Annotated in this window: 21 protein-coding genes; 13 read left to right on the top strand and 8 right to left on the bottom strand. The window is 69.8% G+C overall.

What is annotated here, in order from left to right:
* Positions 1–14: 14 nt before the first annotated feature.
* A complete protein-coding gene (locus AC1RAD_RS07235; RefSeq protein ID WP_492734306.1) occupies positions 15–1,484 on the bottom strand; it encodes an HD domain-containing phosphohydrolase in 1,470 nt (489 codons plus the stop codon).
* 150 nt (positions 1,485–1,634) lie between these two features.
* On the opposite strand from AC1RAD_RS07235, the gene AC1RAD_RS07230 reads away from it, so the two are divergent.
* Positions 1,635–2,249: a DUF308 domain-containing protein gene (locus tag AC1RAD_RS07230; protein WP_492734305.1), complete on the top strand. Its 615-nt coding sequence runs from the start codon at positions 1,635–1,637 to the stop codon at positions 2,247–2,249.
* Here the strand turns inward: AC1RAD_RS07230 and AC1RAD_RS07225 are convergent.
* Together AC1RAD_RS07225 and AC1RAD_RS07220 are read right to left on the bottom strand one after the other, a co-directional pair.
* Positions 2,218–3,192, bottom strand: a complete 975-nt coding sequence (locus tag AC1RAD_RS07225; protein ID WP_492734304.1) for a metallophosphoesterase family protein — start codon at positions 3,190–3,192, stop codon at positions 2,218–2,220. The genes AC1RAD_RS07230 and AC1RAD_RS07225 overlap by 32 nt on opposite strands.
* A gap of 97 nt (positions 3,193–3,289) precedes the next feature.
* Positions 3,290–5,080, bottom strand: coding sequence for a SulP family inorganic anion transporter (locus AC1RAD_RS07220; RefSeq protein WP_492734303.1), 1,791 nt, complete (start codon positions 5,078–5,080; stop codon positions 3,290–3,292).
* A 207-nt stretch (positions 5,081–5,287) separates the two neighbouring features.
* On the opposite strand from AC1RAD_RS07220, the gene AC1RAD_RS07215 reads away from it, so the two are divergent.
* The 8 genes from AC1RAD_RS07215 to AC1RAD_RS07180 all read left to right on the top strand — a co-directional run bounded on the left by AC1RAD_RS07215 (position 5,288) and on the right by AC1RAD_RS07180 (position 14,343).
* Positions 5,288–6,529 carry a 3-methyl-2-oxobutanoate dehydrogenase (2-methylpropanoyl-transferring) subunit alpha gene (locus AC1RAD_RS07215; protein WP_492734302.1) on the top strand — a complete coding sequence of 414 codons (1,242 nt, stop codon included), beginning with the start codon at positions 5,288–5,290 and terminating at the stop codon, positions 6,527–6,529.
* Positions 6,530–6,534: 5 nt separating this feature from the next.
* Positions 6,535–7,548: an alpha-ketoacid dehydrogenase subunit beta gene (locus AC1RAD_RS07210; RefSeq protein ID WP_492734301.1), complete on the top strand. Its 1,014-nt coding sequence runs from the start codon at positions 6,535–6,537 to the stop codon at positions 7,546–7,548.
* Positions 7,549–8,760 (top strand): dihydrolipoamide acetyltransferase family protein, encoded by a 1,212-nt coding sequence (locus AC1RAD_RS07205; RefSeq protein WP_492734300.1) that lies wholly within the window; start codon positions 7,549–7,551, stop codon positions 8,758–8,760. It abuts the gene before it with no gap.
* A gap of 172 nt (positions 8,761–8,932) precedes the next feature.
* Positions 8,933–10,264: a C4-dicarboxylate transporter DctA gene (locus AC1RAD_RS07200; RefSeq protein ID WP_062472092.1), complete on the top strand. Its 1,332-nt coding sequence runs from the start codon at positions 8,933–8,935 to the stop codon at positions 10,262–10,264.
* Positions 10,265–10,269: 5 nt separating this feature from the next.
* Complete coding sequence (locus tag AC1RAD_RS07195) at positions 10,270–10,977, top strand: GntR family transcriptional regulator (protein WP_095744146.1); 708 nt, start codon at positions 10,270–10,272, stop codon at positions 10,975–10,977.
* A 161-nt stretch (positions 10,978–11,138) separates the two neighbouring features.
* Positions 11,139–12,248 (top strand): AI-2E family transporter, encoded by a 1,110-nt coding sequence (locus AC1RAD_RS07190; RefSeq protein WP_062472098.1) that lies wholly within the window; start codon positions 11,139–11,141, stop codon positions 12,246–12,248.
* 145 nt (positions 12,249–12,393) lie between these two features.
* Entirely contained in the window at positions 12,394–12,831 is a 438-nt protein-coding gene (locus tag AC1RAD_RS07185; RefSeq protein ID WP_492734299.1) for a DUF2141 domain-containing protein, read from the top strand.
* 12 nt (positions 12,832–12,843) lie between these two features.
* Complete coding sequence (locus AC1RAD_RS07180) at positions 12,844–14,343, top strand: carotenoid oxygenase family protein (protein WP_159274446.1); 1,500 nt, start codon at positions 12,844–12,846, stop codon at positions 14,341–14,343.
* 61 nt (positions 14,344–14,404) lie between these two features.
* Here the strand turns inward: AC1RAD_RS07180 and AC1RAD_RS07175 are convergent, their stop codons facing one another.
* Positions 14,405–15,478 carry an aromatic ring-hydroxylating dioxygenase subunit alpha gene (locus AC1RAD_RS07175; protein WP_492734298.1) on the bottom strand — a complete coding sequence of 358 codons (1,074 nt, stop codon included), beginning with the start codon at positions 15,476–15,478 and terminating at the stop codon, positions 14,405–14,407.
* 349 nt (positions 15,479–15,827) lie between these two features.
* On the opposite strand from AC1RAD_RS07175, the gene AC1RAD_RS07170 reads away from it, so the two are divergent.
* The 3 genes from AC1RAD_RS07170 to AC1RAD_RS07160 are packed head-to-tail and all read left to right on the top strand — an operon-like array spanning position 15,828 to position 18,233.
* Positions 15,828–16,856, top strand: coding sequence for an ABC transporter substrate-binding protein (locus tag AC1RAD_RS07170; RefSeq protein WP_492734297.1), 1,029 nt, complete (start codon positions 15,828–15,830; stop codon positions 16,854–16,856).
* Positions 16,853–17,380: a nucleoside deaminase gene (locus AC1RAD_RS07165; RefSeq protein ID WP_354343260.1), complete on the top strand. Its 528-nt coding sequence runs from the start codon at positions 16,853–16,855 to the stop codon at positions 17,378–17,380. The genes AC1RAD_RS07170 and AC1RAD_RS07165 overlap by 4 nt, the downstream gene beginning before the upstream one ends.
* A gap of 22 nt (positions 17,381–17,402) precedes the next feature.
* Positions 17,403–18,233, top strand: a complete 831-nt coding sequence (locus AC1RAD_RS07160) for an urease accessory protein UreD (RefSeq protein WP_492734296.1) — start codon at positions 17,403–17,405, stop codon at positions 18,231–18,233.
* Positions 18,234–18,253: 20 nt separating this feature from the next.
* Here AC1RAD_RS07160 and AC1RAD_RS07155 read toward each other — a convergent pair whose 3' ends face one another.
* The 3 genes from AC1RAD_RS07155 to AC1RAD_RS07145 form a co-directional block, all read right to left on the bottom strand.
* Positions 18,254–18,724, bottom strand: coding sequence for a hypothetical protein (locus AC1RAD_RS07155; RefSeq protein WP_492734295.1), 471 nt, complete (start codon positions 18,722–18,724; stop codon positions 18,254–18,256).
* Positions 18,725–18,806: 82 nt separating this feature from the next.
* Positions 18,807–19,226 carry a sel1 repeat family protein gene (locus AC1RAD_RS07150; RefSeq protein ID WP_492734294.1) on the bottom strand — a complete coding sequence of 140 codons (420 nt, stop codon included), beginning with the start codon at positions 19,224–19,226 and terminating at the stop codon, positions 18,807–18,809.
* Positions 19,227–19,341: 115 nt separating this feature from the next.
* Positions 19,342–20,394, bottom strand: a complete 1,053-nt coding sequence (locus AC1RAD_RS07145; protein ID WP_492734293.1) for a YeiH family protein — start codon at positions 20,392–20,394, stop codon at positions 19,342–19,344.
* A gap of 70 nt (positions 20,395–20,464) precedes the next feature.
* On the opposite strand from AC1RAD_RS07145, the gene AC1RAD_RS07140 reads away from it, so the two are divergent.
* Positions 20,465–21,349 carry a LysR substrate-binding domain-containing protein gene (locus tag AC1RAD_RS07140; RefSeq protein ID WP_492734292.1) on the top strand — a complete coding sequence of 295 codons (885 nt, stop codon included), beginning with the start codon at positions 20,465–20,467 and terminating at the stop codon, positions 21,347–21,349.
* 54 nt (positions 21,350–21,403) lie between these two features.
* Here the strand turns inward: AC1RAD_RS07140 and AC1RAD_RS07135 are convergent, their stop codons facing one another.
* The gene (locus AC1RAD_RS07135; RefSeq protein ID WP_062472123.1) at positions 21,404–21,610 is read right to left on the bottom strand and encodes a YbdD/YjiX family protein; all 207 of its coding nucleotides are present in this window, start codon (positions 21,608–21,610) and stop codon (positions 21,404–21,406) included.
* Positions 21,611–21,620 lie beyond the last annotated feature (10 nt).

Here is a 21,620-nt window from a genome sequence, read left to right as displayed (position 1 = left end):
GATAGCGCGGCCCGCTACAGCAGGCCTCTGGCAGAGGCCTTCAGCGTGGCGGCCGCGCGGGTCGAGCAACCGAGCTTGCGGAACACGCGTTCGACGTGCGTGCGCACCGTGCTCGCACTGATGCCCAGCGCACGCGCGACCTGCTTCGTGTTGTCGCCCTGGCTGATGCAGCGCAGGACGTCCAGCTCGCGCTGGGACAGTGACGCGTCGTCCTGCGCAGGGGCCACGGGCTTCGCGGGCGTGCCCGACAACGCGCAGGCGAGCAGTGCACCGACGACCTCCGCGTCGAAGCGGCCGGCCTCGACGTCCGCCTGCAGGCGATCGCGTGCCTGCGCATCGGTCAGTTCGGGTCGCCACGGACGGCGGGTGCGGTGCGACACCCACTGCTCGGCCGCCGCAACGACCTGCCCTTCGAGCGGCATCGACGCGCCGGAGCGGCCACGGAAGTAGCCGGAGCCATCGCGCCGCTCGAAGGCGAACGAGGCGATCTCCGCTTCTGCCGCGAGACCGTCGATCTGCCCCGCCGCGCGCGACGTCCAGTACGGCACGAGCCGCAGGCGCTCCATCGACGCGGCCGGCAACGGCTCGGGCGCATTCCAGATGGCGTTGGGCACCGCGGCCCGCCCGATGCCGTGGATCAGGCCGGCCCGGTGGATGCGATGGCACATCGCTTCGCTCATGCCCAGCTGGGCGCCGCAGTCGCGCGCCAGCCGGGCCACGCGCCGCGAGTAGCCCGTCATCCACGGCAGCTTGAGGTCGCTCACGTCGCCGACGAGTTCCAGCCCGACGCGCCGGCGCATCGACACCGGCGGATCGGCGGCATCGGTCCACGGCGCAGGCGAAGCATCCAGCCGCGTCATCCACGCCGCAGCGTGCGGTGCGCAAGCGTCGACCAGGAAGCCGGGGTAGAGGCTGTCGGCGCGCCCCCGCGCGAGCGTGAGGGCTTCATCGAGCCCGTAGAGGCGGCTGAAGATTTCCAGATCGCTCGCCAGGGCCACGACGTAGGTGGCCAGCGGAACGCCGTCGCCCTGCAGCAGGCCGGGGACGCCGCTGCCGTCGAAAGCTTCGAAGACGGCGCGCAGTGCGGCTTCGGCCTCGGGCCCCAGGCCGAGCATGTTCGCGATGTCGCCGGCAATCTCGCAATGGATCTGGGCCATCGCCACGACGGCCCCGGGAATGGACGCCTGGTGGGGCTGGCGCAGGCGCGGTTGCGCGGAGGCCAGAAGGGCTCTCCGGCCCAGCACATCGTCTTCCAGGAAGTCCGCGAACTCCTGCGCGTTCGCCGTGCAGCCCGACCAGCGCAGCAGCGCCACGTGTTGCGCGACCTCGACCTGCGCCGCGTGGCAGCCGGCCTGTGTCGCGATCATGCCGGCCAGCCAGGCGGTGCGCAGCGAATGGTCGATGGGCTGGCCCATGCTCAGGTCGCCGATGAAGGCGAGCGCGCGGGCCGCGTCGAAAGCGGTGAGGGTGGTGTCTTCGGGCATGGGATCGCGGGGGGCGAGCGCACAGCATCGCACAGCCGCCGGTTCGGCGCGTGTCGGTCATTCGACCGATACCGTGGTCCGGGGGAACGCAGAAGAATCGTTGCACCCGCCTCGTGCGAGGCGCGCCCCTCCTCCTACCTCCCCCCTTTCATGTCCGACATCATCCAACCCCCTCTGCAGCCGGCCGCCTGGCTGCGCAAGCTCTACTTCACCCGCGCGGCCTTTTCCTTCGTGTGGGTCGCGCTGGCCTTCAGCGTCGCCAGGCAGTCGCCGGTGCTGACGACGATCCTGCTGGTCGTCTATCCGGCGTGGGACGCGCTGGCGAACCTGGTGGACGCCCGGATGACCGGCGGCCCCCGGGCCAACCCCAGCCAGATGCTGAACACGTGGATCAGCGCGCTGGTCACCGCGGCCGTGGTGGCCTCCCTGGTGCTCGGGCTCCAGATCGGCCTGGCCATCTTCGGCGTCTGGGCCATCGTGTCGGGCCTGCTGCAGCTGGCGACGGCCGTTCGCCGCCGAAAGAGCCATCGGGGGCAGTGGGTGATGATGCTGAGCGGCGCGCAGTCTGCGCTGGCCGGCGGCCTCTTCGTCGCACGGCAAGGCACCGATGCCCCGGTCCTGCAGACGCTCGCAGGCTATGCGACGGTGGGCGCCGTTTACTTCCTGATCTCCGGACTCGTGATCCTGCTTCGCAAGCCGCAGGAGCGGCCCGTGAGTTCGCTCACCGCCACGCCTACAGCATCTTCCACTTCTTGCGGTCGATGACGCGGCGGCGCGTGTCCATGTTCAGCTGCGACAGCTCGATGTTCACCTGGTCCTTCGTGATGTCGACCAGCCCCCAGTTGCGCTGCAGCGCACCGACGGTGACGGCCGTGCGCAGCGCGGCGCCGGAGGACGTGGCTTCGAACAGGCTCCAGGGGCCGGCCGGCCACGGCACGGCGAAGCGGTTCTCGTGCACGTCGCCGCTGAGGATGAGGATGCGGCGCTTCTCCGCCAGCTTGAGGATCGCGGCGTGTTCGGCCGCGCAGTCCATCCAGGTCTCGCCGTGGCGGGCTTCGAAGGTGAGGCCACTGGCGATCAGGTGCACGGTCCTCTCGTCCGAGTCTTCGATGGCCTTCTTCAGTTTCTTCATCTGCGCGCTGCCGAGCACCGCCGTCGCGCCGCCCTTGGTCTTGTAGCTGCGGCCGTCGGTGAGGTGCAGCATCACCGGGCCATCCGCGTCGCCGGTATTGCTCAGCATGAGGGGCCGGTAGCCGGGTTCGGGAACGCCCGAGGCCCAGGGATCGCCGGCCTTGGGAAAGGTCTTCGGATCGTTCGAATCCAGCGCCTTGCGGTATTCCTGGAACGCGGCGCGGGTCGGGTCCAGCAGGTGCCGGTAGGAAGGCTGTCCCTCGATCTGCGCACCGCAGGCGCCGTTCCACAGAAAGTCGTGATCGTCCCAGATCGGATGAATCTGCAGGTCGGTCTTGCGCACCAGCTTGGCGAACTCCTTCTGGTTCAGCTGGTCGCGCAGCCGGCCGAAGGCGTGGATCGCGAAGTCGTTCGCGCCCATGGCCTTGACCGCGCCCATGCTGGAGCCGTCCGCGTCGTAGTAGGCCGAGTCGCCCAACAGCACCAGGTGCGTGGCGCCGGACGCGCCCACCTGGGTCCAGACAGGTTGTTCCTTGAAGGTCTGGGCACTGAAGCAGGAAGTAAAGGCGATCTTCATCGGGAGGCTCCTCGTTGTGGGTGCGCGGATGCTAGGAGCCGCCTCGAAACGTCGCCTCCCCCATCCATGGGAGGCGCATGCCGCGGGCCGCAAGGGCTCAGCGCCCCTCGTCTTCCCAGTCGACCCACTCCACCGGATGGGTCTTGAGGTACCTGCTGACGGCGGCACCGACGGTCGGAAAGAACGCGGCTTCGCCCAGCCGCGCGAAGAGCCCGAAGCGCTTCAGCTTGTCCTTGACGGGGTCCTTCATCTCGGCAAAGCACAGCTGGATGCCGGCGTCGCGCAAGCTGTCGACCAGCTCGGCCAGCATGTCGGCGGAGGTCACGTCCACGCTGGTGACGGGCTCCGCCGCGACGACCAGCCAGCGCACCGGCGCGGGCGACGACGCGATGGCGTCGCCCACCCGGTCGCGGAACAGCTCGGCATTGGCGAAGAACAACGGCGCATCCCAGCGAAACAAGACCAGGCCAGGGATGAGGCGCGCGTCGGGATAGCGCGTGATGTCGTGGTAGCCCTTGACGCCGTCGGCGCGCCCCAGCACCGCGGAATAGGGGCGCCAGGCATCCCACAGGAATTCGATGACCGCGATCACGATGGCCAGGCCGATGCCCTCGACAGCGCCCAGCACGACCACGCCGACCGTGCAGGCGATCGACAGCCAGAACTCCCAGCGCTGGATGCGGTAGATCCGCCGCAGGTCGGCGACCTCGATGAGGCCGATGGCCGATGCGATCACGACCGCGGCCAGTGCGCTAGTAGGCAGGTTCTTCAGCAGGTCCGGCGCCGCCACCAGCAGCAGGGCAACGGCCAGCGCGCCGACGAGGCCGGTCAGCTGGGTTCTGGCGCCCGCGGCCTCGGCCACGGGGGTGCGCGACGAACTGCTGCTGACGGCAAAGCCCTGGAAAAATCCGGCCGCCAGGTTGGCGGCGCCCAGCGCCACCATCTCCTGGTTCGGGTCGACGTGGGTGCGGGTGCGCGCCGCATAGACACGGGAGAGCACGCTGGTGTCGGCGAACGAGACGAGCGCGACGGCGCAACCGCCGATCAGCACGGGGCCGATGTCGGCGGCCGTGATCCACGGGATGCCGAACGCCGGCAGGCCTTGCGGGAGGGCGCCGAGCACCGGCACCCCCTCGCGCGTCGCCAGGCCCAGCACGCCGACGGCCACGGTCGCGCCCACCACGGCGATCAGGATGCCCGGCACGCGCCGGCGGCCCTTGAGCAGCAGGATGACCGCCAGGGTGCCCGCGCCGACCATGAGCGTGGTCGCGTGGGTCTTGCCCTCCATCACCGACACGGCGATGGCCTTCAGGGTCGCCAGCGGTGCATCGCCCTCGACCGAAAAACCCAGCAGCCTGGGCAGCTGGCTGATCAGCACGGTCAACGCGATGCCGTTCATGTAGCCGTAGCGGATCGGCTTGGAAAGCAGCTCGGTGACGAAGCCCAGGCGTGCAACGCCCGCGAGGATGCACACCGCGCCCGACACGATCGCCATCAGGCCCGCCAGGGCGATGGCGCGCTGCGGGTCGCCGCCCGACAGCGGAAGGACGACGGCCAGGATGAGGGCCGCCAGCGAGGAATCCGGGCCCAGCACCAGGATCCGGCTGGGGCCGAACACGGCGTACGCGAGCAACGCCACGATGGTCGCGTAGAGGCCGTGGATGCCGGGAACGCCCGACGCCTGCGCGTAGGCGATGCCGACCGGCACCAGCATCGTGGTCAGCACCAGCCCGGCCACGATGTCGTGCCGCAGCCAGGCCAGCTCGTACCCGCGCAGCGTGCGCAGTCCCGGCAGCCAGCGGCGCCATCCGGCCGCGTCGGCGGACTTCGCCCTCGACGCACTGCGGCCGGGTTCGGAAAGAGGAGGTGGAGGTTCCAGGTCGTTCATGCGCCGCGGGCCACAGGGTGGAAGGACAGTGCAGAGGCGCGCCGGGAAAGGCAAGGGGGAAGACACGGGTGCCGGCGCGGGCCGCGCGCCCCTCCCCGCCCCTGCGCCCCGGTCGCCTGCGAAACACGCACTTGACCGGCTGCGCCCGCGCCCGAAATTCGCTAGGCTGTGGTGGCGCGCGATGCCATCGAGCGCGGAGACAACGCGATGAGCCAAGGCACATCTCTTCGTCTGCATGTACCGGAGCCCACCGGGCGGCCGGGGCACGAGACCGATTTCTCCTACCTGCACCTGTCGCGTGCCGGCGAGGTGCGAAAACCCCCGGTCGACGCATCGCCCGCCGACACCAGCGACCTGGCCTACACGCTGGTGCGCGTGCTCGACGACGAAGGCCGCGCCGTCGGCCCGTGGGCGCCGACGGCCGACCCCGAGCTGCTGCGCCGCGGCCTGCGCGCGATGATGAAGACACGCGCCTTCGACGCCCGCATGCTGATCGCGCAGCGGCAGAAGAAGATCTCCTTCTACATGCAGTGCCTGGGCGAAGAGGCCATCGCCACCGGCCACGCGCTGGTGCTGCAGCAGGGCGACATGTGCTTTCCCACCTACCGCCAGCAGGGCCTGCTGCTGGCGCGCGACGACGTGACGCTGCTGGAGCTGACCTGCGAGCTGATGTCCAACGAGCGCGACCCGCTCAAGGGGCGGCAGCTGCCGGTGTGCTATTCGATGAAGCGGGCCGGCTTCTTCTCGATCTCGGGCAACCTGGCCACGCAGTTCATCCAGGCGGTGGGCTGGGGCATGGCCTCGGCGATCAAGGGCGACACGCGCATCGCCTCGGGCTGGATCGGCGACGGCGCCACCGCCGAGTCCGACTTCCACACGGCGCTGACCTTCGCGCACGTCTACCGCGCGCCGGTGATCCTCAACGTGGTCAACAACCAGTGGGCGATCTCGACCTTCCAGGCCATCGCCGGCGGCGAGGCGACCACCTTCGCGGCGCGCGGCGTGGGCTGCGGCATCGCGTCGCTGCGCGTCGACGGCAACGACTTCCTGGCGGTGCTGGCGGCCTCGCGCTGGGCGGCCGAGCGCGCCCGCAGCAACCTGGGGCCGACGCTGATCGAGTGGGTCACCTACCGCGCCGGTGCGCATTCGACCTCGGACGATCCGTCGCGCTACCGCCCGGCCGACGACTGGGCGCATTTCCCGCTGGGCGATCCGATCGCGCGTCTGGCGCAGCACCTGACGGCGATCGGCGCCTGGTCGCAGCAGGAGCACGCGCAGACGCAGGCCGACATGCAAGCGCAGGTGAACACCGCGGTGAAGGAGGCCGAGCGCTTCGGCTCCATGGCCGACGGCCATGTCGCGGGCGACGCCGCCCTGTTCGAGGACGTCTACAAGGACATGCCCGAGCACCTGAAGCGCCAGCGCGAACAGCTGGCATCCGAGGGGTGACGGCCATGGCCTCGATGACGATGATCCAGGCCCTGCGCTCCGCCATGGACGTGATGCTCGAGCGCGACGACAACGTGATCGTCTACGGCCAGGACGTGGGCTACTTCGGCGGCGTGTTCCGCTGCACCGAAGGCCTGCAGGCCAAGTACGGCCACTCGCGCGTGTTCGATGCGCCGATCAACGAGGGCGGCATCGTCGGCTCGGCCATCGGCATGGGCGCCTACGGCCTGCGCCCGGTGGTGGAGGTGCAGTTCGCCGACTACGTCTATCCGGCCTACGACCAGATCGTGTCCGAGGCGGCGCGCCTGCGCTACCGCTCGGCGGGCGACTTCACCGCGCCGATCACCATCCGCATGCCCTGCGGCGGCGGCATCTACGGCGGCCAGACGCACAGCCAGAGCCCGGAAGCGCTGTTCACGCACGTGTGCGGGCTGCGCACGGTGATGCCCTCCAATCCGCGCGATGCCAAGGGCCTCCTGATCGCCTCGATCGAGAACGACGACCCGGTCATCTTCCTGGAGCCCAAGCGGCTGTACAACGGCCCCTTCGACGGCCACCACGACCGGCCGCTGGTGCCCTGGTCGGCGCATCCGCTGGGCGAGGTGCCCGAGGGCTACTACACGGTGCCACTGGAGTCGGCCACCGTGTTCCGCCCCGGCGCCGACCTGACGGTGATCAGCTACGGCACCATGGTCTTCGTCTGCGAAGCGGCCGCGCGCGAGACCGGCATCGACGCCGAGATCATCGACCTGCGCAGCCTGTGGCCGCTGGACCTGCAGACGCTGATCGCCTCGGTGAAGAAGACCGGCCGCTGCGTGATCGTGCACGAGGCCACGCGCACCAGCGGCTTCGGCGCCGAGCTGACGGCGCTGGTGCAGGAGCATTGCTTCCACCACCTGGAAGCGCCGATCGGGCGCGTGGCCGGCTGGGACACGCCCTACCCGCATGCGCAGGAGTGGGCTTACTTCCCCGGTCCGGCGCGCGTCGGCGCGGCCTTGCGCCGCGCCATGGAGAACTGAATGGGCACGCTCACGATCAAGGTGCCGGACCTGGGCGAAGGCATTGCCGAGGTGGAGCTGGTGGCGTGGCGCGTGCAGCCCGGCGACACGGTGGCCGAAGACCAGGTGCTGGCCGACGTGATGACCGACAAGGCCACCGTCGAGATTCCTTCGCCGGCCGCGGGCCGGGTGGTCGCGCTCGGCGGCGAGGTGGGGCAGCAGATCGCGGTGGGCGCGGAGCTGATTCGGATCGACGTGGCGGCCGGCGGCGAAGCGAAGGAAGCGGTGCCGGTCGTATCGGCGCCGGCGCCTGCAGCGGTGCCTGCACCGGCACCGGCCGAACGCGCGCGTCCCGCGGCCGGCAAGCCGCTCGCCGCGCCCGCGGTGCGCCATCGGGCGGCGGTCCTCGGCATCGATCTGCGGCAGGTGCCGGGCAGCAGCGCGGACGGCCGCATCCTGCACGAGGACCTCGACGCCTGGCTGCTGCGCCGGCCCGGTCCGCCGGCGCCGGATGCCGCGCGCTACGCCGAGCGCCACGACGAGGAGGCCGTGCCCGTGACCGGCGTGCGCCGCCGCATCGCGCAGCGCATGCAGGACGCGATGCGCCGCATTCCGCACTTCACCTACGTCGAGGAGGTCGACGTGACCGAGCTGGAGCTGCTGCGCGCCCGCATCAACGAACGCTGGGGCGGCGAGCGGGCGCACCTGACGCTGCTGCCGCTGCTGGTGCGCGCGGTGGTGCTGGCGGTGCCGCGCTTCCCGCAGATCAACGCCCGCTTCGACGACGAGGCGGGTGTGCTCACGCGCCACGGCGCGGTGCACGTCGGCATCGCGACCCAGGCGGCGGCCGGCCTCATGGTGCCGGTGCTGCGCCATGCGGAAGCACGCGACCTCTGGTCGAGCGCGACCGAGATCGCCCGGCTGGCCGATGCCGCGCGCGCCGGCCGGGCCACGCGCGACGAGCTGAGCGGCTCGACCCTCACCGTCACCAGCCTGGGCGCGCTGGGCGGCATCGCCTCCACGCCGATCATCAATGCGCCCGAGGTGGCGATCGTCGGCGTCAACCGCATCGTGCAGCGCCCGGTGATGCTGGGCGGGGCGGTGGTGGCGCGCCGCATGATGAACCTGTCCTCGTCCTTCGACCACCGCGTGGTCGACGGCCAGCTGGCGGCCGAGTTCGTGCAGGCCGTGCGGGCGTCGCTCGAATGCCCGGCGCTGCTTTTCATCGAGTAGCCGCCCCGCACAGGTCTCACCGCCCCGGCGCGCGGCGGGGGTACCCCGTCGACCGGAACGCCCCGGGAATACCCTCTGAACCCCCTGCAATCTTCTTGCCTACAGTTCTTGTATGCAAGAAAAAGCGATCCTTGCATGCAAAACCTCGACACGACAACGACAGGAGATTTCCATGCCTCGCTTTGCCAAATCGCTCTTCGGACAGGTGGTCATCGCACTGGTGATCGGCGTGCTCGTCGGCCTCTTTGCCCCCGAGTTCGCCGCCAAGCTCAAGCCGCTGGGTGACGGCTTCATCAAGCTGATCAAGATGATCATTCCCGTGCTGGTGTTCTGCGTGGTGGTGCATGGCATCGCCGGCGCGGGCGACCTCAAGCGCGTGGGCCGGGTCGGCGTGAAGGCGCTGATCTACTTCGAGGTGCTGACCACCATCGCGCTGGCGATGGGCCTGGTGCTGGCCTTCGTGTTCGAGCCGGGCGTGGGCATGAACGTCGACCCCAAGGCGCTCGACGCGAGCGCCATGAGCGCCTACGCCTCCAACGCCGACAAGCTCACCAGCGGCGGCACGGTCGAGTTCCTGATGAAGCTCATTCCCACCACGGTGGTGGCCGCCTTCGCCACGGGCGACGTGCTGCAGGTGCTGCTGTTCGCGGTGCTGTTCGGCTGCGCGCTGTCGCTGCTGGGCGATCGCGGCGCGCCGGTGGCGGCCGTGGTCGATGCACTCTCGCTGGTGCTGTTCAAGATCATGGGGATCATCATCAAGCTGGCGCCGCTGGGCGTGCTGGGTGCCATTGCCTTCACGGTCGGCAAGTACGGCATCGGCTCGCTCAAGCAGCTGGGCATGCTGGTCGCCCTCTTCTACGGCGCGGTGCTGGTCTTCGTGTTCGTGGTGCTGGGGCTGGTGATGCGCATGTCGGGCTTCAGCCTCTGGAAGCTGCTGCGCTACCTGCGCGAAGAGCTGGCCATCGTGTTCGCCACCACCTCGTCGGACAGCGTGCTGCCGCAGATCATGGCCAAGCTGCGCCGCATGGGCATCCGCGATTCGACGGTGGGCCTGGTGATTCCCACGGGCTACTCGTTCAACCTCGACGCGTTCTCGATCTACATCACGCTGGCGGCGGTGTTCATTGCGCAGGCCACCAACACGCCGATCTCGATGGCCGACCTGCTGACCATCCTGGCGATCGCGCTGGTCACCTCCAAGGGCGCGCACGGCGTGCCAGGCTCGGCGATCGTGGTGCTGGCCGCCACGCTGCATGCGATTCCGGCGATTCCCGCCATCGGCCTGGTGCTGGTGCTGTCGGTCGACTGGTTCATGGGCATCGCCCGCGCGCTGGGCAACCTGATCGGCAACTGCGTGGCCACCGTGGCGATCGCCGCGTGGGAAGGCGACATCGACCGCGAACGTGCCCATGCCGTGCTCGACGGCACCTATTCGCCCGACGACGAGCCGCTGGCCGAGGCGCCCGTGGTAAACACCGGCACCGCCGCTTCCACCGCCCACTGAAAAAAATGCCCGCCGACGTCAGCCCCACCGCCATCGCCGAACGCGTCGTCGAGGCCATCCTCGCGCAGAAGCTCGCGCCCGGCGACCGGCTCGGCGAGCAGGCGCTGGCCGAGAACTTCTCGGTCAGCCGCACCATGGTGCGCGAGGCGCTGATGCAGCTGCAGGCGCGCGGTTTCGTCGAGGTGCAGTCGCGCCGCGGCTGGTACGTGGTGGAGCCCTCGGCCGAAGAAGCGCGCGACGCCTTCTCGGCGCGCCGCATCGTCGAGGCCGGCATCCTGGCCGCGAGCGAAGGCCGGCCGCTGGGCCAGGTGATCCGCAAGCTGCGCGACCACATCGCCGACGAGCAGCGCGCCATCGAAGGCGCCGACGCCGCCACGCGCGCCTTCCTGCTGGCCGACTTCCATGTCTGCCTGGCCGAGCAGATGGGCCACCAGCTGCTGGTCGACGTGCTGCGCGACCTCACGGCGCGCACCACGTTGGCGGCCACGCTCTACCAATCGAAGCACGAGGCCGGGCAGTCGTGCGCGGAGCACGGCGCCATCGTGGCGGCGCTCGAGGCCGGCGACATCGAGCAGGCGCGCCAGCTCATGCTCGACCACATCGGCAATGTCGAACGGGCGCTGGAAGTCGACGCCACCGCCGAGCCCGACGCGCCGAGCCGGCTGCGCGCCACGCTCGCGCCGGTGGCGCTGCCGCGTGCCGCCAGGCGTTGAAGCTGTGCATTTGTGCCGCCATCAGCTATCGATTGCATAGCTGACACCCGCCGCCGGCCCTGCGCCTGCGGCGTTTTTCTTGGGCAACCCTGTTGCGCCGCACAAGGGCGCGCCGGCTGACACAGCGGCGGGTTCCGGCTCGGCTACAGTCCGAGACACTTATGAACTCTCCCCAACTCCAGCGCGGCGTCTTCCTCGCCCTGCTTGCCGCCGTCACCGTCGCCTTTCTGTGGGTGCTGATGCCGTTCTTCGGCGCGGTGCTCTGGGGGGTGGCGCTGGCGATTTTGTTCACGCCGCTGTTCAAGTGGCTGCTCAAGAAGATGCCCGGCCGGCGCAACGTGGCCGCGATGTCCACGCTGGCGATCTGCCTGTTCATCGTGATCCTGCCGCTGGCGATGGTGGGCGTGTCGCTGGTGCAGGAGATCGCGCTGATCACCCAGAGCATCCGCTCGGGCCAGATCAATTTCGCGGCCTACTTCCAGCAGATCCTGAACGCCACGCCGCAGTGGCTGCTGAACATCGTGGAGCGCTTCAACCTGGGCGACATGGCGGCCTGGCAGGCGCGCGTCTCGGCCATCGCGGGCCAGGCCAGCCAGCTCATCGCCAGCCAGGCGCTGGCCATCGGGCAGAACACCTTCGACTTCGTGGTGAGCTTCTTCGTGATGCTGTACCTGCTGTACTTCCTGGTGCGCGACGGCACTTCGCTGTCGAAGACCATGCGCGACGCGCTGCCGCTGGCCAAGCCGCACACGCACTACCTACTGAACAAGTTCACCACCGTGATCCGCGCCACCGTGAAGGGCAACGTGGCCGTGGCCATTGCGCAGGGCACCATCGGCGGGCTGGCCTTCTGGTTCCTGGGCGTGCAGGGCGCGCTGCTGTGGGCGGTGCTGATGGCCTTCCTGTCGCTGCTGCCGGCCGTGGGCGCGGCGCTGATCTGGGGGCCGGTGGCCATCTACTACCTGGCCACCGGGCACTTCTGGCAGGGCGGCGTGCTGATCTTCATCGGCGTGTTCGTGATCGGCCTGGTCGACAACATCCTGCGCCCCGTGCTGGTGGGCAAGGACACGCAGATGCCCGACTACATCGTGCTGATGTCGACCATCGGCGGCATGGCGATCTTCGGCATCAACGGCTTCGTGATCGGACCGGTGATCGCGGCGCTGTTCATGGCGGCCTGGAGCCTGTTTGCGGACTCGGGCCATGTGGGCACGGGGCACGCGGTCGAAGAGGCCGCGCAGGCCCCGAAGGACGGGCAGGACAAGGCCTGACACCGGTCGCGGCCCTTCCCGGGCCGCGGCGTTCGCTCCTTCTGCGCGCATTTCGCGCGCGCAATCACGCATTCCGTCGCATGACGCTGGGCACCGCCCGGCGACTGCGGGATCGTCGGGCCCTCCACCCACCACGAGGCCTGCCATGCACCTTCCCGCTTTCCTCTCCCGCCCCGCCGCGCGCGGCCTGATCGCCGCTGCCGCGCTCGCCCCGCTCGGCGCCCTGGCCGCCGACCTGAACCTGCGCATCGCCGACGGCCCGGCTGCCGGCGCCACGCTCTACGTCGCGCTGTACAACGACGCCGCCAGCTACGCCGACAGCAAGGCCTTCGCCTCGCAGACCGCGCCGATGCGCGAAGGCAAGGCCCGCTTCGTCTTCACCGACCTGGCACCAGGCCGCTACGCGCTGCGCGTGTTCGCCGACGAGAACGGCAACGGCAAGCTCGACACCAACCTGGTGGGCATGCCGATCGAACGCTACGGCTTCTCGAACGACGCCAAGGGCAACCGCGGCGCGCCCGACTTCGAGGCCGCGGCGCTGCGCATCGACGCCGACGCGCAGGCCGTCATCCACCTGCGCTGAGGAGACACGGCCATGGAACGACGCGAACTCCTGCGCCTGCTGGCCACGGCCGGCGCCCTGCCCCTGCTCGCCCCGCTCGCACGCGCGGCCGGCACCACCGACGACTGGCAAGCCCAGTTCGAAGCCGCCGACGCGCCCTGGAAGATCGGCTTCGCCACGCCGCCTGGCGACCTGCCCCTGACCCGCGCCACCGTGCGCGGGCGCTTTCCCGACGCCGTCGCCGGCACGCTGTTTCGCATCGGCCCGGCCGGTCACGATCTCGGCGGCGAGCGCTACCACCACTGGTTCGACGGCGACGGCATGGTGCACCGCTTCGTCATCGAGGGCGCCGACGTGCGCCACCAGGGCCGCTACGTCGCCACGCCCAAGCGCGTGGCCGAGGTGAAGGCCGGCCGCCACCTCACCGAAGCCTTCGGCACCATGCCGCCGGGCGTGGAACCGCCCACCTCGGCCGACGCCATCAACGTCGCCAACACCAGCGTGCTGCCGATGCAGGGCGAGGTGCTGGCGCTGTGGGAAGGCGGCTCGGCCACGCGCATCGATGCGCGCACGCTCGACACGCTGGGCGTGAAGACCTGGCGCGCCGACCTCGCGGGCATGCCCTTCTCGGCCCACCCCAAGGTCGACCCGGACGGCACCGTGTGGAACTTCGGCGTGAGCTCGGGCCAGAGCCTGCTGGCGCTGTACGAGATCGCACCCGGCGGCGCGCTGCGCCGCGCGGCCGTGGTGCCGGTGCCCGAGCTGCCCATGGTCCACGACTTCGCCGTGACCGCGCGGCACCTCGTGTTCCTCATGCCGCCGCTGGTGTACGACAGCAAGCGCAAGGAGGCCGGCGCGAGCTTTCTCGACGCCCACGTCTGGCGGCCCGAGCTCGGCATGCGCGCGCTGGTGGTCGACAAGCAGGACTGGGACAAGCGCCAGCTGCTGGAGCTGCCGGCCGGCTTCCTGTTCCACGTCGGCAATGCGTGGGAAGAAGACACGCCGCGCGGTGCGCGCATCCACATCGACTACGTGCGCACGCAGAACGCCGAGTCGGTGTTCACCAGCAACCGCGAGGTGATGCGCGCGCGCCGCGTGCGCCGCAACGAGCCGCGCCTGACCGTCGCCACGCTCGACCTGGGCACTGGCAAGGCCACGCAGCGCGAACTGCCGCTGGAAGCCGAGTTCCCCCGCATCGACCCGCGCCGCGTCGGCCTGCGCCACCGCCAGGTGGTGCACGCCACGCAGACACGCGCCGACGTGCCCGGCTTCGGCGCGGTCGCGCGCACCGACATCGAGAGCGGACGCAGCCAGCGCTTCAGCTACGGCGCGCAGGCCATCGTGGAAGAGCACGTCTTCGTGCCGGATGGCGCGAAGCCCGGCTGGGTGCTGGGCACGGCGCTGGACTTCGGCCGGCAGCGCACGGTGCTGTCGTGCTTCGCCGCCGACCACCTGGCCGCCGGGCCGGTGGCGCAGGCGACGCTGCCTTACGCGCTGCCGCTGGGGTTGCACGGCGCGTTCGTGAAGGCCTGAGAAGGTGTGAATCCCCGACCGCTGCGGCCACGCGCACGCGGGGCCTGCAGCGGTAGCCCGTTCAGGCAGCCTTCGCGATCGGGATCGTCATGCCCCGGTGCACCTCCGCCTCACCGTGCCTGGCGAGCAGCTGCATCAGGTGCTTGCGAATCAGCATGCCCGGCCGGTCGGACTCCATCGAGTACTCCACGCCGCGCCGCCGCGTGTCGACCAGCGCATCGGGGTCGGTCGATTCGAGGATGTCCTTGTCCTCGCGCGTGATCTCCTCGTCGAAGTCGATCAGCATCTGCGCCGCGCAGTCGGCCTCGGTGTCGTTGCGGAACAGCCACTGGCACAACTGCATGCGCCCGTCGTCGATGGGCGTGAAGCAGTTGATGATGATGTGGCGGATGCCGCTCGGGTACTCGATGTCGAGGCGGCGCGCGAACGGCAGGAAGTAGGCGTTGCGCATGTGGCGTGTGGTGATCGCGTCGGTCACGCCGCTGATCGCGTGGAACTTCACCGGGTTGGTCGCTTCGATCACCGTCTCGGCGTAGAAGCCCGCTTCGTTTTCCACCAACTCGTACTTGCTCGGCTTCGGGCTTGCGGCCACGCCGAAGGTGGCGCGGTGCACGAAGCTGAAGTGCGAGTTGTCGAACGAATTTTCGAGCGCGCGCATCGGGCTGGTCTGCCACTCCTCGTAGAACTGGAAGATGGTGCGGTAGCCCGGATCGTCGAACTCGGGAATGACCGGGATGTCGGCGATGGGTTCTTCCAGCGCCACCCAGGCGTAGCCGTAGCGCGCGGTGCAATGGTAGGCCGTGGTCTTGTACTCGGGAGAAATCTTGCGGTCGGGCTCGTACTGCGGGATGCGCACCACCTGGCCGCTGCGGTCGTAGGTCCAGCCGTGGTAACCGCACTGGATCGCGCCCTGCCCGCAGGCCTTGCCTTCGCCATCCACGCACCAGCCCTTCGAGAGCTTCGCGGTGCGGTGGCAGCAGCGGTCGCGCAGGGCAGCCGGCTGGCCGTCGGCGTCGAGGAACAGAACGATGTCTTCGCCCAGCAGCCGGAAAGGCTTGGGGCCGTGGGCCAGTTCGGTGAGCGGCATGACGGCATGCCAGAACTTGCGGAAGACGGGTTGTCGGGTGACGAGCATGGGCGAACTCCTTCGATGTGCGTGTGGGACGAACGTGAAAGAGCAATTTCCTGCTTCGTCGGCATGCCGGTTGAAAAGGCATGCGCGAGGCTGAACGCTTCTACTCTGCGCCGATCGACTTGCAATTAGCGCGCCCGGATTGTGGCGCGCCCTTGTCGCACGTCCAAGCCCCTTGCCGCCATGCCCGAGCGCCGCACCCTGGCATGCCTCATGCAAGACAGCGAGCAAGAGTAGAAGCGTTCAGCAGCGCACGCACCATCCCCGTGCGCCCGCCCGGAAATTGCTCTTGAGGCGCCTCCCGCCCGCGGTGGGAGGCATCCGTCAAGACCACCGACTCCGAGGCCCCACCATGCAACGCCGATCCTTTCTTGCCGCCGCTGCCGCCACCCTCGCCGCCCCTGCCGTGCTCGCGCAGGGCGGCAAGCTCACACCGCTCAAGTTCACGCTCGACTTCCGCATCAACGGCCAGACCGCGCCCTTCTTCCTGGCGCAGGCCAAGGGCTACTACCGCGACGAAGGGCTGGACGTGACGATCGACACCGGCGCCGGCTCGGTCGCGTCGATCACCCGCATCGCCAGCGGCGTCTACCAGCTGGGTCTGGGCGACATCAGCTCGCTGGTCGAGTTCAACGCACAGAACCCGGGCACGCCGGTGGTGCAGGCCGTGTACCAGTACTACAACCGTGCACCGTTCGTGATCATCGGACGCAAGGACCGCGGCGTGACGACCGACTTCAAGAGCCTCACCGGCAAGAAGGTGGCGGCCGCCGCCGTCGAGTCCACGCGCCGCGCCTGGCCGATGGTGGCGCGCAGGCAGGGCATGCGCGGCGACGCCTTCCAGTGGCAGACCACCGACTTCAGCGCGCGCGACAACGTGATGGTGCGCGGCGACGTCGATGCCGCCACCTACTTCCACGACTCGGCCGTCTCGCTCTTCGCGCGCATGAAGGTCGACGAGCTGTCGGTGCTCAAGTATTCGGATGCGGGCGTCAACCTGTACGGCAATGCGATCCTGGCGAGCAGCAACCTCATTGCGCAGAACCCGAAGGTGGTGGCGGCCTTTCTGCGCGCCACCAACCGCGCCATCGTCGAGACCTTTGCCAACCCGATGCCCAGCATCGCGGCCATGCGCCAGCGCGAACCGATCCTGGACGAGAAGGTCGAACTCGAACGCTGGGGCCTCACGGCGCAGTACGTGGGCGCGGCGGACACGCGCGGCCACGGGCTGGGCGACATCCGCAAGCTCACGCTCGAACAGCAGGTCGACGAGGTGGCCGACACCTTCGGCCTGAAGACGCGGCCCTCGGCCGACGCCCTCTTCAATAGCTCAATGCTGCCTGCGCGCAGCGAGCGCCTTCTTCCCGCACCCAAGGCATGAACCTTCCTGACCCTTCCATTCCCGCCCTCCCCGAAGAAACCACGCTCGACGAGCGCGACGGCCGCTACCTGCGCAAGGCCATCGTGTGGTCGCATGCCGCGCGCCGGCGCGGCAACCGGCCCTTCGGCTCGGTCATCGTCTCGGCCGCCGGCGAGGTGCTGGCCGAGGCCGCGAACAGCAACGCCGAAACCGGCGACTGCACCGCGCACGCCGAAGTGAACGCGCTGCGCGCATTGGCCGGCCGCGGCCTCACGCGCGAAGAGCTGGCCGGCGCCACGCTCTATGCCTCAGGCGAACCGTGCGTGATGTGCGCGGGCGCGATCTTCTGGTCGAACATCGGCCGCGTGGTGTTCGGCATCGACGCGCAGCGGCTGCGTGTGTTCCGCGGCGAGCGGCAGGACCAGCGCGACGCGGAACTGTCGTGCCGCGACGTGTTCCGCGCTTCGCCGCATGCCATCGAGTGCATCGGGCCGGCGCTCATCGACGAAGCCGCCGCCGCGCATGACGGCGCCTGGAAGACCTGAGCCGGCGCACTAGACTCCCCGCATGCCCTGGCACGCCCGTCTCCACCTCGCCTACCAAAACGAAGCCGACCGCAGCGTCGCCCGTTTTCGCCACGACGGCCCGCTGCGCATCCTGCAGAGCCTCTATCCCGAAGGCGATGCCGTGTGCCACAACGTGCTGGTGCATCCGCCCGGCGGTCTCGTGGGCGGCGACACGCTCGACATCGACATCGAGGCCGCCGATGACAGCCACGGCCTGATCACCACGCCCGGCGCCTCGCGCTTCTACCGCTCCGAAGGCGAGACCGCGCTGCAACGCACGCGCATCCGCCTCGCACAGGGCGCGCGGCTCGAATGGCTGCCGCTCGAAGCCATCTGCTACAGCGGCTGCCAGGCGGAGAACCGGCTCACGCTCGAGGTCGCACCGGGCGCCGAGATGATCGGCTGGGACGTGTGCGCGCTCGGCCTGCCCAACGCCCACCAGCCCTTCGAACGCGGCACCTACCTGCAGCACATCGAAGCGCCCGGCGTGTGGCTGGAACGCGGGCGCATCGACGCCAGCGACCACCGCCTGCTGCAAAGCCCGCTGGGGCTGGGCGGCCACCGCTGCCTGGCCTCGCTGTTCGTCGTGGCGGGTTCGCCGATGGCCAAGGCACGGCGCGAAGCCCTGCTGGCGCAGGCGCGCACGCTGCTCGAAGCGCACGAACTGCACGAGAGCGCGGGCGCGACCAGCCCGCATGCGGAAGTGGTGGTGCTGCGCGTGCTCGCGCCGGTGGTCGAGCCCGCGATGCAGCTGCTGCGGCAGGTCTGGCAGGCGTGGCGCGGCGAGCTGTGGCAACTGCCGGCGGCCACGCCGCGCATCTGGGCGACCTGAGGAGCAGGCGGCAATCGCCGCTACTTTCGTGTCTTCAGGCGGTAGGTACCGTTGAACGGATACGGGGACGAACCGTTCTGCCCCACCGCCTGCACGTCGACCGTCAGCGTCTTGCCCGAGAAAACGAGCGCGCCCGTGAGGCGCGGCCTGCGCTCCTTCTCGTAGTGCTCCCGCAGCCGGAGATCGACAGGGTGCGTGGAAGGCGCCTTCTTCTGCGCCGCCTTGTCGAACTCGCTCACCTCGTACACCGAGGCGTCGGCTGCGTCGATGCGCCCTTCGATCGACGGCACCCGGATGCGGGATTCGAGTTCGTAGCTGCGGTGGAAGATCAGCGACACAGGGTCATGCACCATCAAGCCCCGGGTGGCGTAGAGCGTGACCTCGTAGCCGTCAGAAGTCCGGGTGACGGTCGCGTCGGGCTTGTTTCCTGTTGCCGTGCACCCGGCGAGCGCGAGCACGCACGCGAACAGGCGCCAGGACACGGTGCGCATCAGTCGGTCCGCAGAAGAAGGAGTGGGCATGCAACGGCGCGCTCGTGAAGGAGCGCCGAGTATGGCCGCGCCGCACTCGCCATCAACCGCAGGCGATCTTTCCGGACGGCGCGCTGCGCAGCCTGTTGAGAAACGCCAGCTGCACCCTGGCCGTTTCGCTGCCCTGCCCGGCGGCGCGCAGCATCCACGTGCGCGCTTCGCAGCGGTCGGCCTTCACGGCCGATCCGTACAGCGTGGGCCCCGTCAGCAGCACCATGCCCAGCATCTCCTGCGCCTCGGGATGGCCTTCGGTGGCGGCCTGGCGCAGTTGCTCGAGCATCGTTCGGTAGTCGCGTGCGGCCTGCGCTTCGAGGGCGAGCTGGTAGCGCTGCTCGGTCTGCAGGTCGACGTTCGCGTCGAAGGGCTTGGCCGCGGCGATGGCGGCGACGAGGCACAGCGTGCCTGACAGAAAGATGCGCCAGCGCAGCGACCAACTGGCGATCTGGTTGAGTTCGGATGACATCGGTTTTTTCTCCACGAATTGCGTGGCACCGATGGTCCCGCGAAGGCGCGCGCAGGAGAAACTGGAATTCACGCAGGACGCCTCAGGCGCCGCCTGAGCCCTGCGCGAAATTCGTTCAGAACATCGCCAGCACGGCCGCATTCACCGCATAGCCGCCGGCCGTCAGGAACACGAACAGCAGCGCCCCGAGCTTGAGCGGTTGCGCCCCCGCCTTGCGCAGGCTGGCAGCGCTGGTGCGCAGGCCCATCGCGGCCATGGCGGTGGCGAGCAGCAGCGTGTCGAGTTGCACCAGCGCGGCGACGAGTGCGCGGGGCAGCACGTCGAGCGAATGCACGGCGCTCACGGCGATGAACAGCACCGCGAACCATGGCACGCGCACCTGGCGCCAGCACGCGCCCAGGCTCGCCGCGCCCGGCGTCGAGGCCGCCACGCGGAACGACAGGCCCATGAGGAACGGCGCCAGCATCATCACGCGCAGCATCTTCTCGACCACCGCCGCGTTGGCCGCGCCCGGGCTGACGGCCTCGCCGACCGCGACCACCTGCGCCACCTCGTGGATGGTAGAACCCGCGAAGAGACCGAAGGCATGTTCCGTGAGGCCGAGGTACGGATAGACCAGCGGGTACGCCACCATCGACAGCGTGCCGAACACCACCACCGTGGCGACGGCGATCGACACCTTGTGCTCTTCGCCGCGCACCACGGGCTGGGTCGCCATCACGGCGGCGGCGCCACAGATGGCGCTGCCCGCGCCGATGAGCGCGGCGGTCTCGCGGTCGAGCCCCAGCCAGCGCGTGCCGATGCGCACCGCGAGGCCGAAGGTCAGCGCCACCATCGCCATCGCAATCAGCACGCCGGGCCAGCCGACGGCGCCGATGTCGCTCAGCGAGATGCGAAAACCGTAGAGCACGATGCCCGCGCGCAGCAAGGCGCTGCGCGCGAAGTCCACGCCCGCGCCGGTGCGCGCCGACACCGCGGGGAACACCGTGTTGCCCGCCACCATGCCCAGTGCGATGGCCAGCGTCAGCGCGCTCAGGCCCAGGTGCACCATCGGCGGCCATTCGGCCAGCAGCGCGGCGGCGGCCGCCAGCAGTGCAGACAGCAACACGCCGGGGCCGCAGCGGCGAACGAAGGAGAAACCGGGCAAGGAGGCGGCAAGGGAGGACATGGACCCGACTTTAGGAATCGACACCCCATGAGTCAAAGACATAAACTTCACCAATGCATGAAGTTAAGTTATGACCCTGAACCTGCATCTGGTGCGCCTGTTCGTCGCCGTGGCCGAAGCGGGCAGCTTCTCGCGCGCGGCCGAGGGCCTGTGGATCAGCCAGCCGGCGGTGTCCAAGGGCATCCGCGAGCTGGAGCACCAGCTCGACCTGACGCTCATCGAGCGCGGCGCGGGCAAGGGCTTTCGGCTCACGGAGGCCGGCGCGTCGCTGCTCACGCATGCGCGCGGCATCTTCGCGATGGAGCGCGCGGCACTGGACGACGTGCGTGCGCGCGTCGGCGTGCAGCGCGGCAGCCTCACGCTGGGCGCCAGCACCACGGTGGCGAGCTACTGGCTGCCGCCGCAGATCGCGGCCTTCTGCGCCGCCTACCCGGCGGTGGTGCCGCGCGTCACGGTCGGCAACACGCAGTGGGTGTGCGAGCAGCTGCTCGAATGCCGCATCGACCTCGCGCTGGTCGAGGGCCGCGTGGACGAGGAGCGCGTGGAAGTGCGCGAATGGACCACTGACCCGCTCGCCATCGTCGCGCCGCCCGATGCCGCCCTGCCCCGGCGCGGCGTGACGGCCGCGCTGCTGGGCCGGCAGAACTGGATCTTGCGCGAGCCGGGCTCGGGCACGCGCCAGGCCACCGAGGCGCTGTGCGCGGCGCACGGCATCGACGCGCCGCCGTGGATGGAAATGGCGAGCAACGAAGCCATTGCGCGCACCGTGGCCAGCGGGGTCGGCATCTCGATGCTGCCGCGCGTGGTGGTGGCCGACATGCTCGCGCTGGGCACGCTGCGCGAGCTGAAGCTGCCGGGCGCGGTGCTGTCGCGGCCGCTGTACCGGTTGGCCCTGAAGAACCGGCCGCTCTCGCCGGCGGCGCTGCGGATGGCGCAGATCCTCGGCGCCTCGTGACATGAAAAAAGGGCGCATCGCATGCGCCCCTTTCTCTCTGTCATCCGCTACCCGTCAGCAGCAGCGGCCCTTGCCCGCGCCGTAGCGCGCCTCGAGCCGCTCGCGGAAGAATTCCTCGTAGCTCATCGGCGCCCGGTCCGGGTGGGTGGCCGCCATGTGCGTCAGGTAGACGTCGTAGTCGGGCAGGCCGACCATGAGCCGCAGCGACTGCTTGATCGAGCGGGCGATGTAGCGCCCGGCTTCCGGCATGGCGAGGCCCATGGCGTGCTTG

This window comes from Variovorax sp. GW823-FHT04B03 (genome assembly GCF_058796495.1).
This window is presented reverse-complemented; position numbering and strand designations above follow the sequence as displayed.

Excerpts from the sequence above, each read along its gene's own strand:
- AC1RAD_RS07135 (WP_062472123.1), bottom strand. The coding sequence starts at position 21,610 with ATGGGCCTCGCCATGCCGGAAGCCGGGCGCTACATCGCCCGCTCGATC.
- AC1RAD_RS07225 (WP_492734304.1), bottom strand. The coding sequence starts at position 3,192 with ATGAAGATCGCCTTTACTTCCTGCTTCAGTGCCCAGACCTTCAAGGAA.
- AC1RAD_RS07200 (WP_062472092.1), top strand. The coding sequence starts at position 8,933 with ATGCCTCGCTTTGCCAAATCGCTCTTCGGACAGGTGGTCATCGCACTG.
- AC1RAD_RS07230 (WP_492734305.1), top strand. The coding sequence starts at position 1,635 with ATGTCCGACATCATCCAACCCCCTCTGCAGCCGGCCGCCTGGCTGCGC.
- AC1RAD_RS07170 (WP_492734297.1), top strand. The coding sequence starts at position 15,828 with ATGCAACGCCGATCCTTTCTTGCCGCCGCTGCCGCCACCCTCGCCGCC.
- AC1RAD_RS07150 (WP_492734294.1), bottom strand. The coding sequence starts at position 19,226 with ATGTCATCCGAACTCAACCAGATCGCCAGTTGGTCGCTGCGCTGGCGC.
- AC1RAD_RS07165 (WP_354343260.1), top strand. The coding sequence starts at position 16,853 with ATGAACCTTCCTGACCCTTCCATTCCCGCCCTCCCCGAAGAAACCACG.
- AC1RAD_RS07195 (WP_095744146.1), top strand. The coding sequence starts at position 10,270 with ATGCCCGCCGACGTCAGCCCCACCGCCATCGCCGAACGCGTCGTCGAG.
- AC1RAD_RS07180 (WP_159274446.1), top strand. The coding sequence starts at position 12,844 with ATGGAACGACGCGAACTCCTGCGCCTGCTGGCCACGGCCGGCGCCCTG.
- AC1RAD_RS07215 (WP_492734302.1), top strand. The coding sequence starts at position 5,288 with ATGAGCCAAGGCACATCTCTTCGTCTGCATGTACCGGAGCCCACCGGG.
- AC1RAD_RS07205 (WP_492734300.1), top strand. The coding sequence starts at position 7,549 with ATGGGCACGCTCACGATCAAGGTGCCGGACCTGGGCGAAGGCATTGCC.
- AC1RAD_RS07235 (WP_492734306.1), bottom strand. The coding sequence starts at position 1,484 with ATGCCCGAAGACACCACCCTCACCGCTTTCGACGCGGCCCGCGCGCTC.
- AC1RAD_RS07145 (WP_492734293.1), bottom strand. The coding sequence starts at position 20,394 with ATGTCCTCCCTTGCCGCCTCCTTGCCCGGTTTCTCCTTCGTTCGCCGC.
- AC1RAD_RS07190 (WP_062472098.1), top strand. The coding sequence starts at position 11,139 with ATGAACTCTCCCCAACTCCAGCGCGGCGTCTTCCTCGCCCTGCTTGCC.
- AC1RAD_RS07175 (WP_492734298.1), bottom strand. The coding sequence starts at position 15,478 with ATGCTCGTCACCCGACAACCCGTCTTCCGCAAGTTCTGGCATGCCGTC.
- AC1RAD_RS07210 (WP_492734301.1), top strand. The coding sequence starts at position 6,535 with ATGGCCTCGATGACGATGATCCAGGCCCTGCGCTCCGCCATGGACGTG.
- AC1RAD_RS07160 (WP_492734296.1), top strand. The coding sequence starts at position 17,403 with ATGCCCTGGCACGCCCGTCTCCACCTCGCCTACCAAAACGAAGCCGAC.
- AC1RAD_RS07185 (WP_492734299.1), top strand. The coding sequence starts at position 12,394 with ATGCACCTTCCCGCTTTCCTCTCCCGCCCCGCCGCGCGCGGCCTGATC.
- AC1RAD_RS07155 (WP_492734295.1), bottom strand. The coding sequence starts at position 18,724 with ATGCGCACCGTGTCCTGGCGCCTGTTCGCGTGCGTGCTCGCGCTCGCC.
- AC1RAD_RS07140 (WP_492734292.1), top strand. The coding sequence starts at position 20,465 with ATGACCCTGAACCTGCATCTGGTGCGCCTGTTCGTCGCCGTGGCCGAA.
- AC1RAD_RS07220 (WP_492734303.1), bottom strand. The coding sequence starts at position 5,080 with ATGAACGACCTGGAACCTCCACCTCCTCTTTCCGAACCCGGCCGCAGT.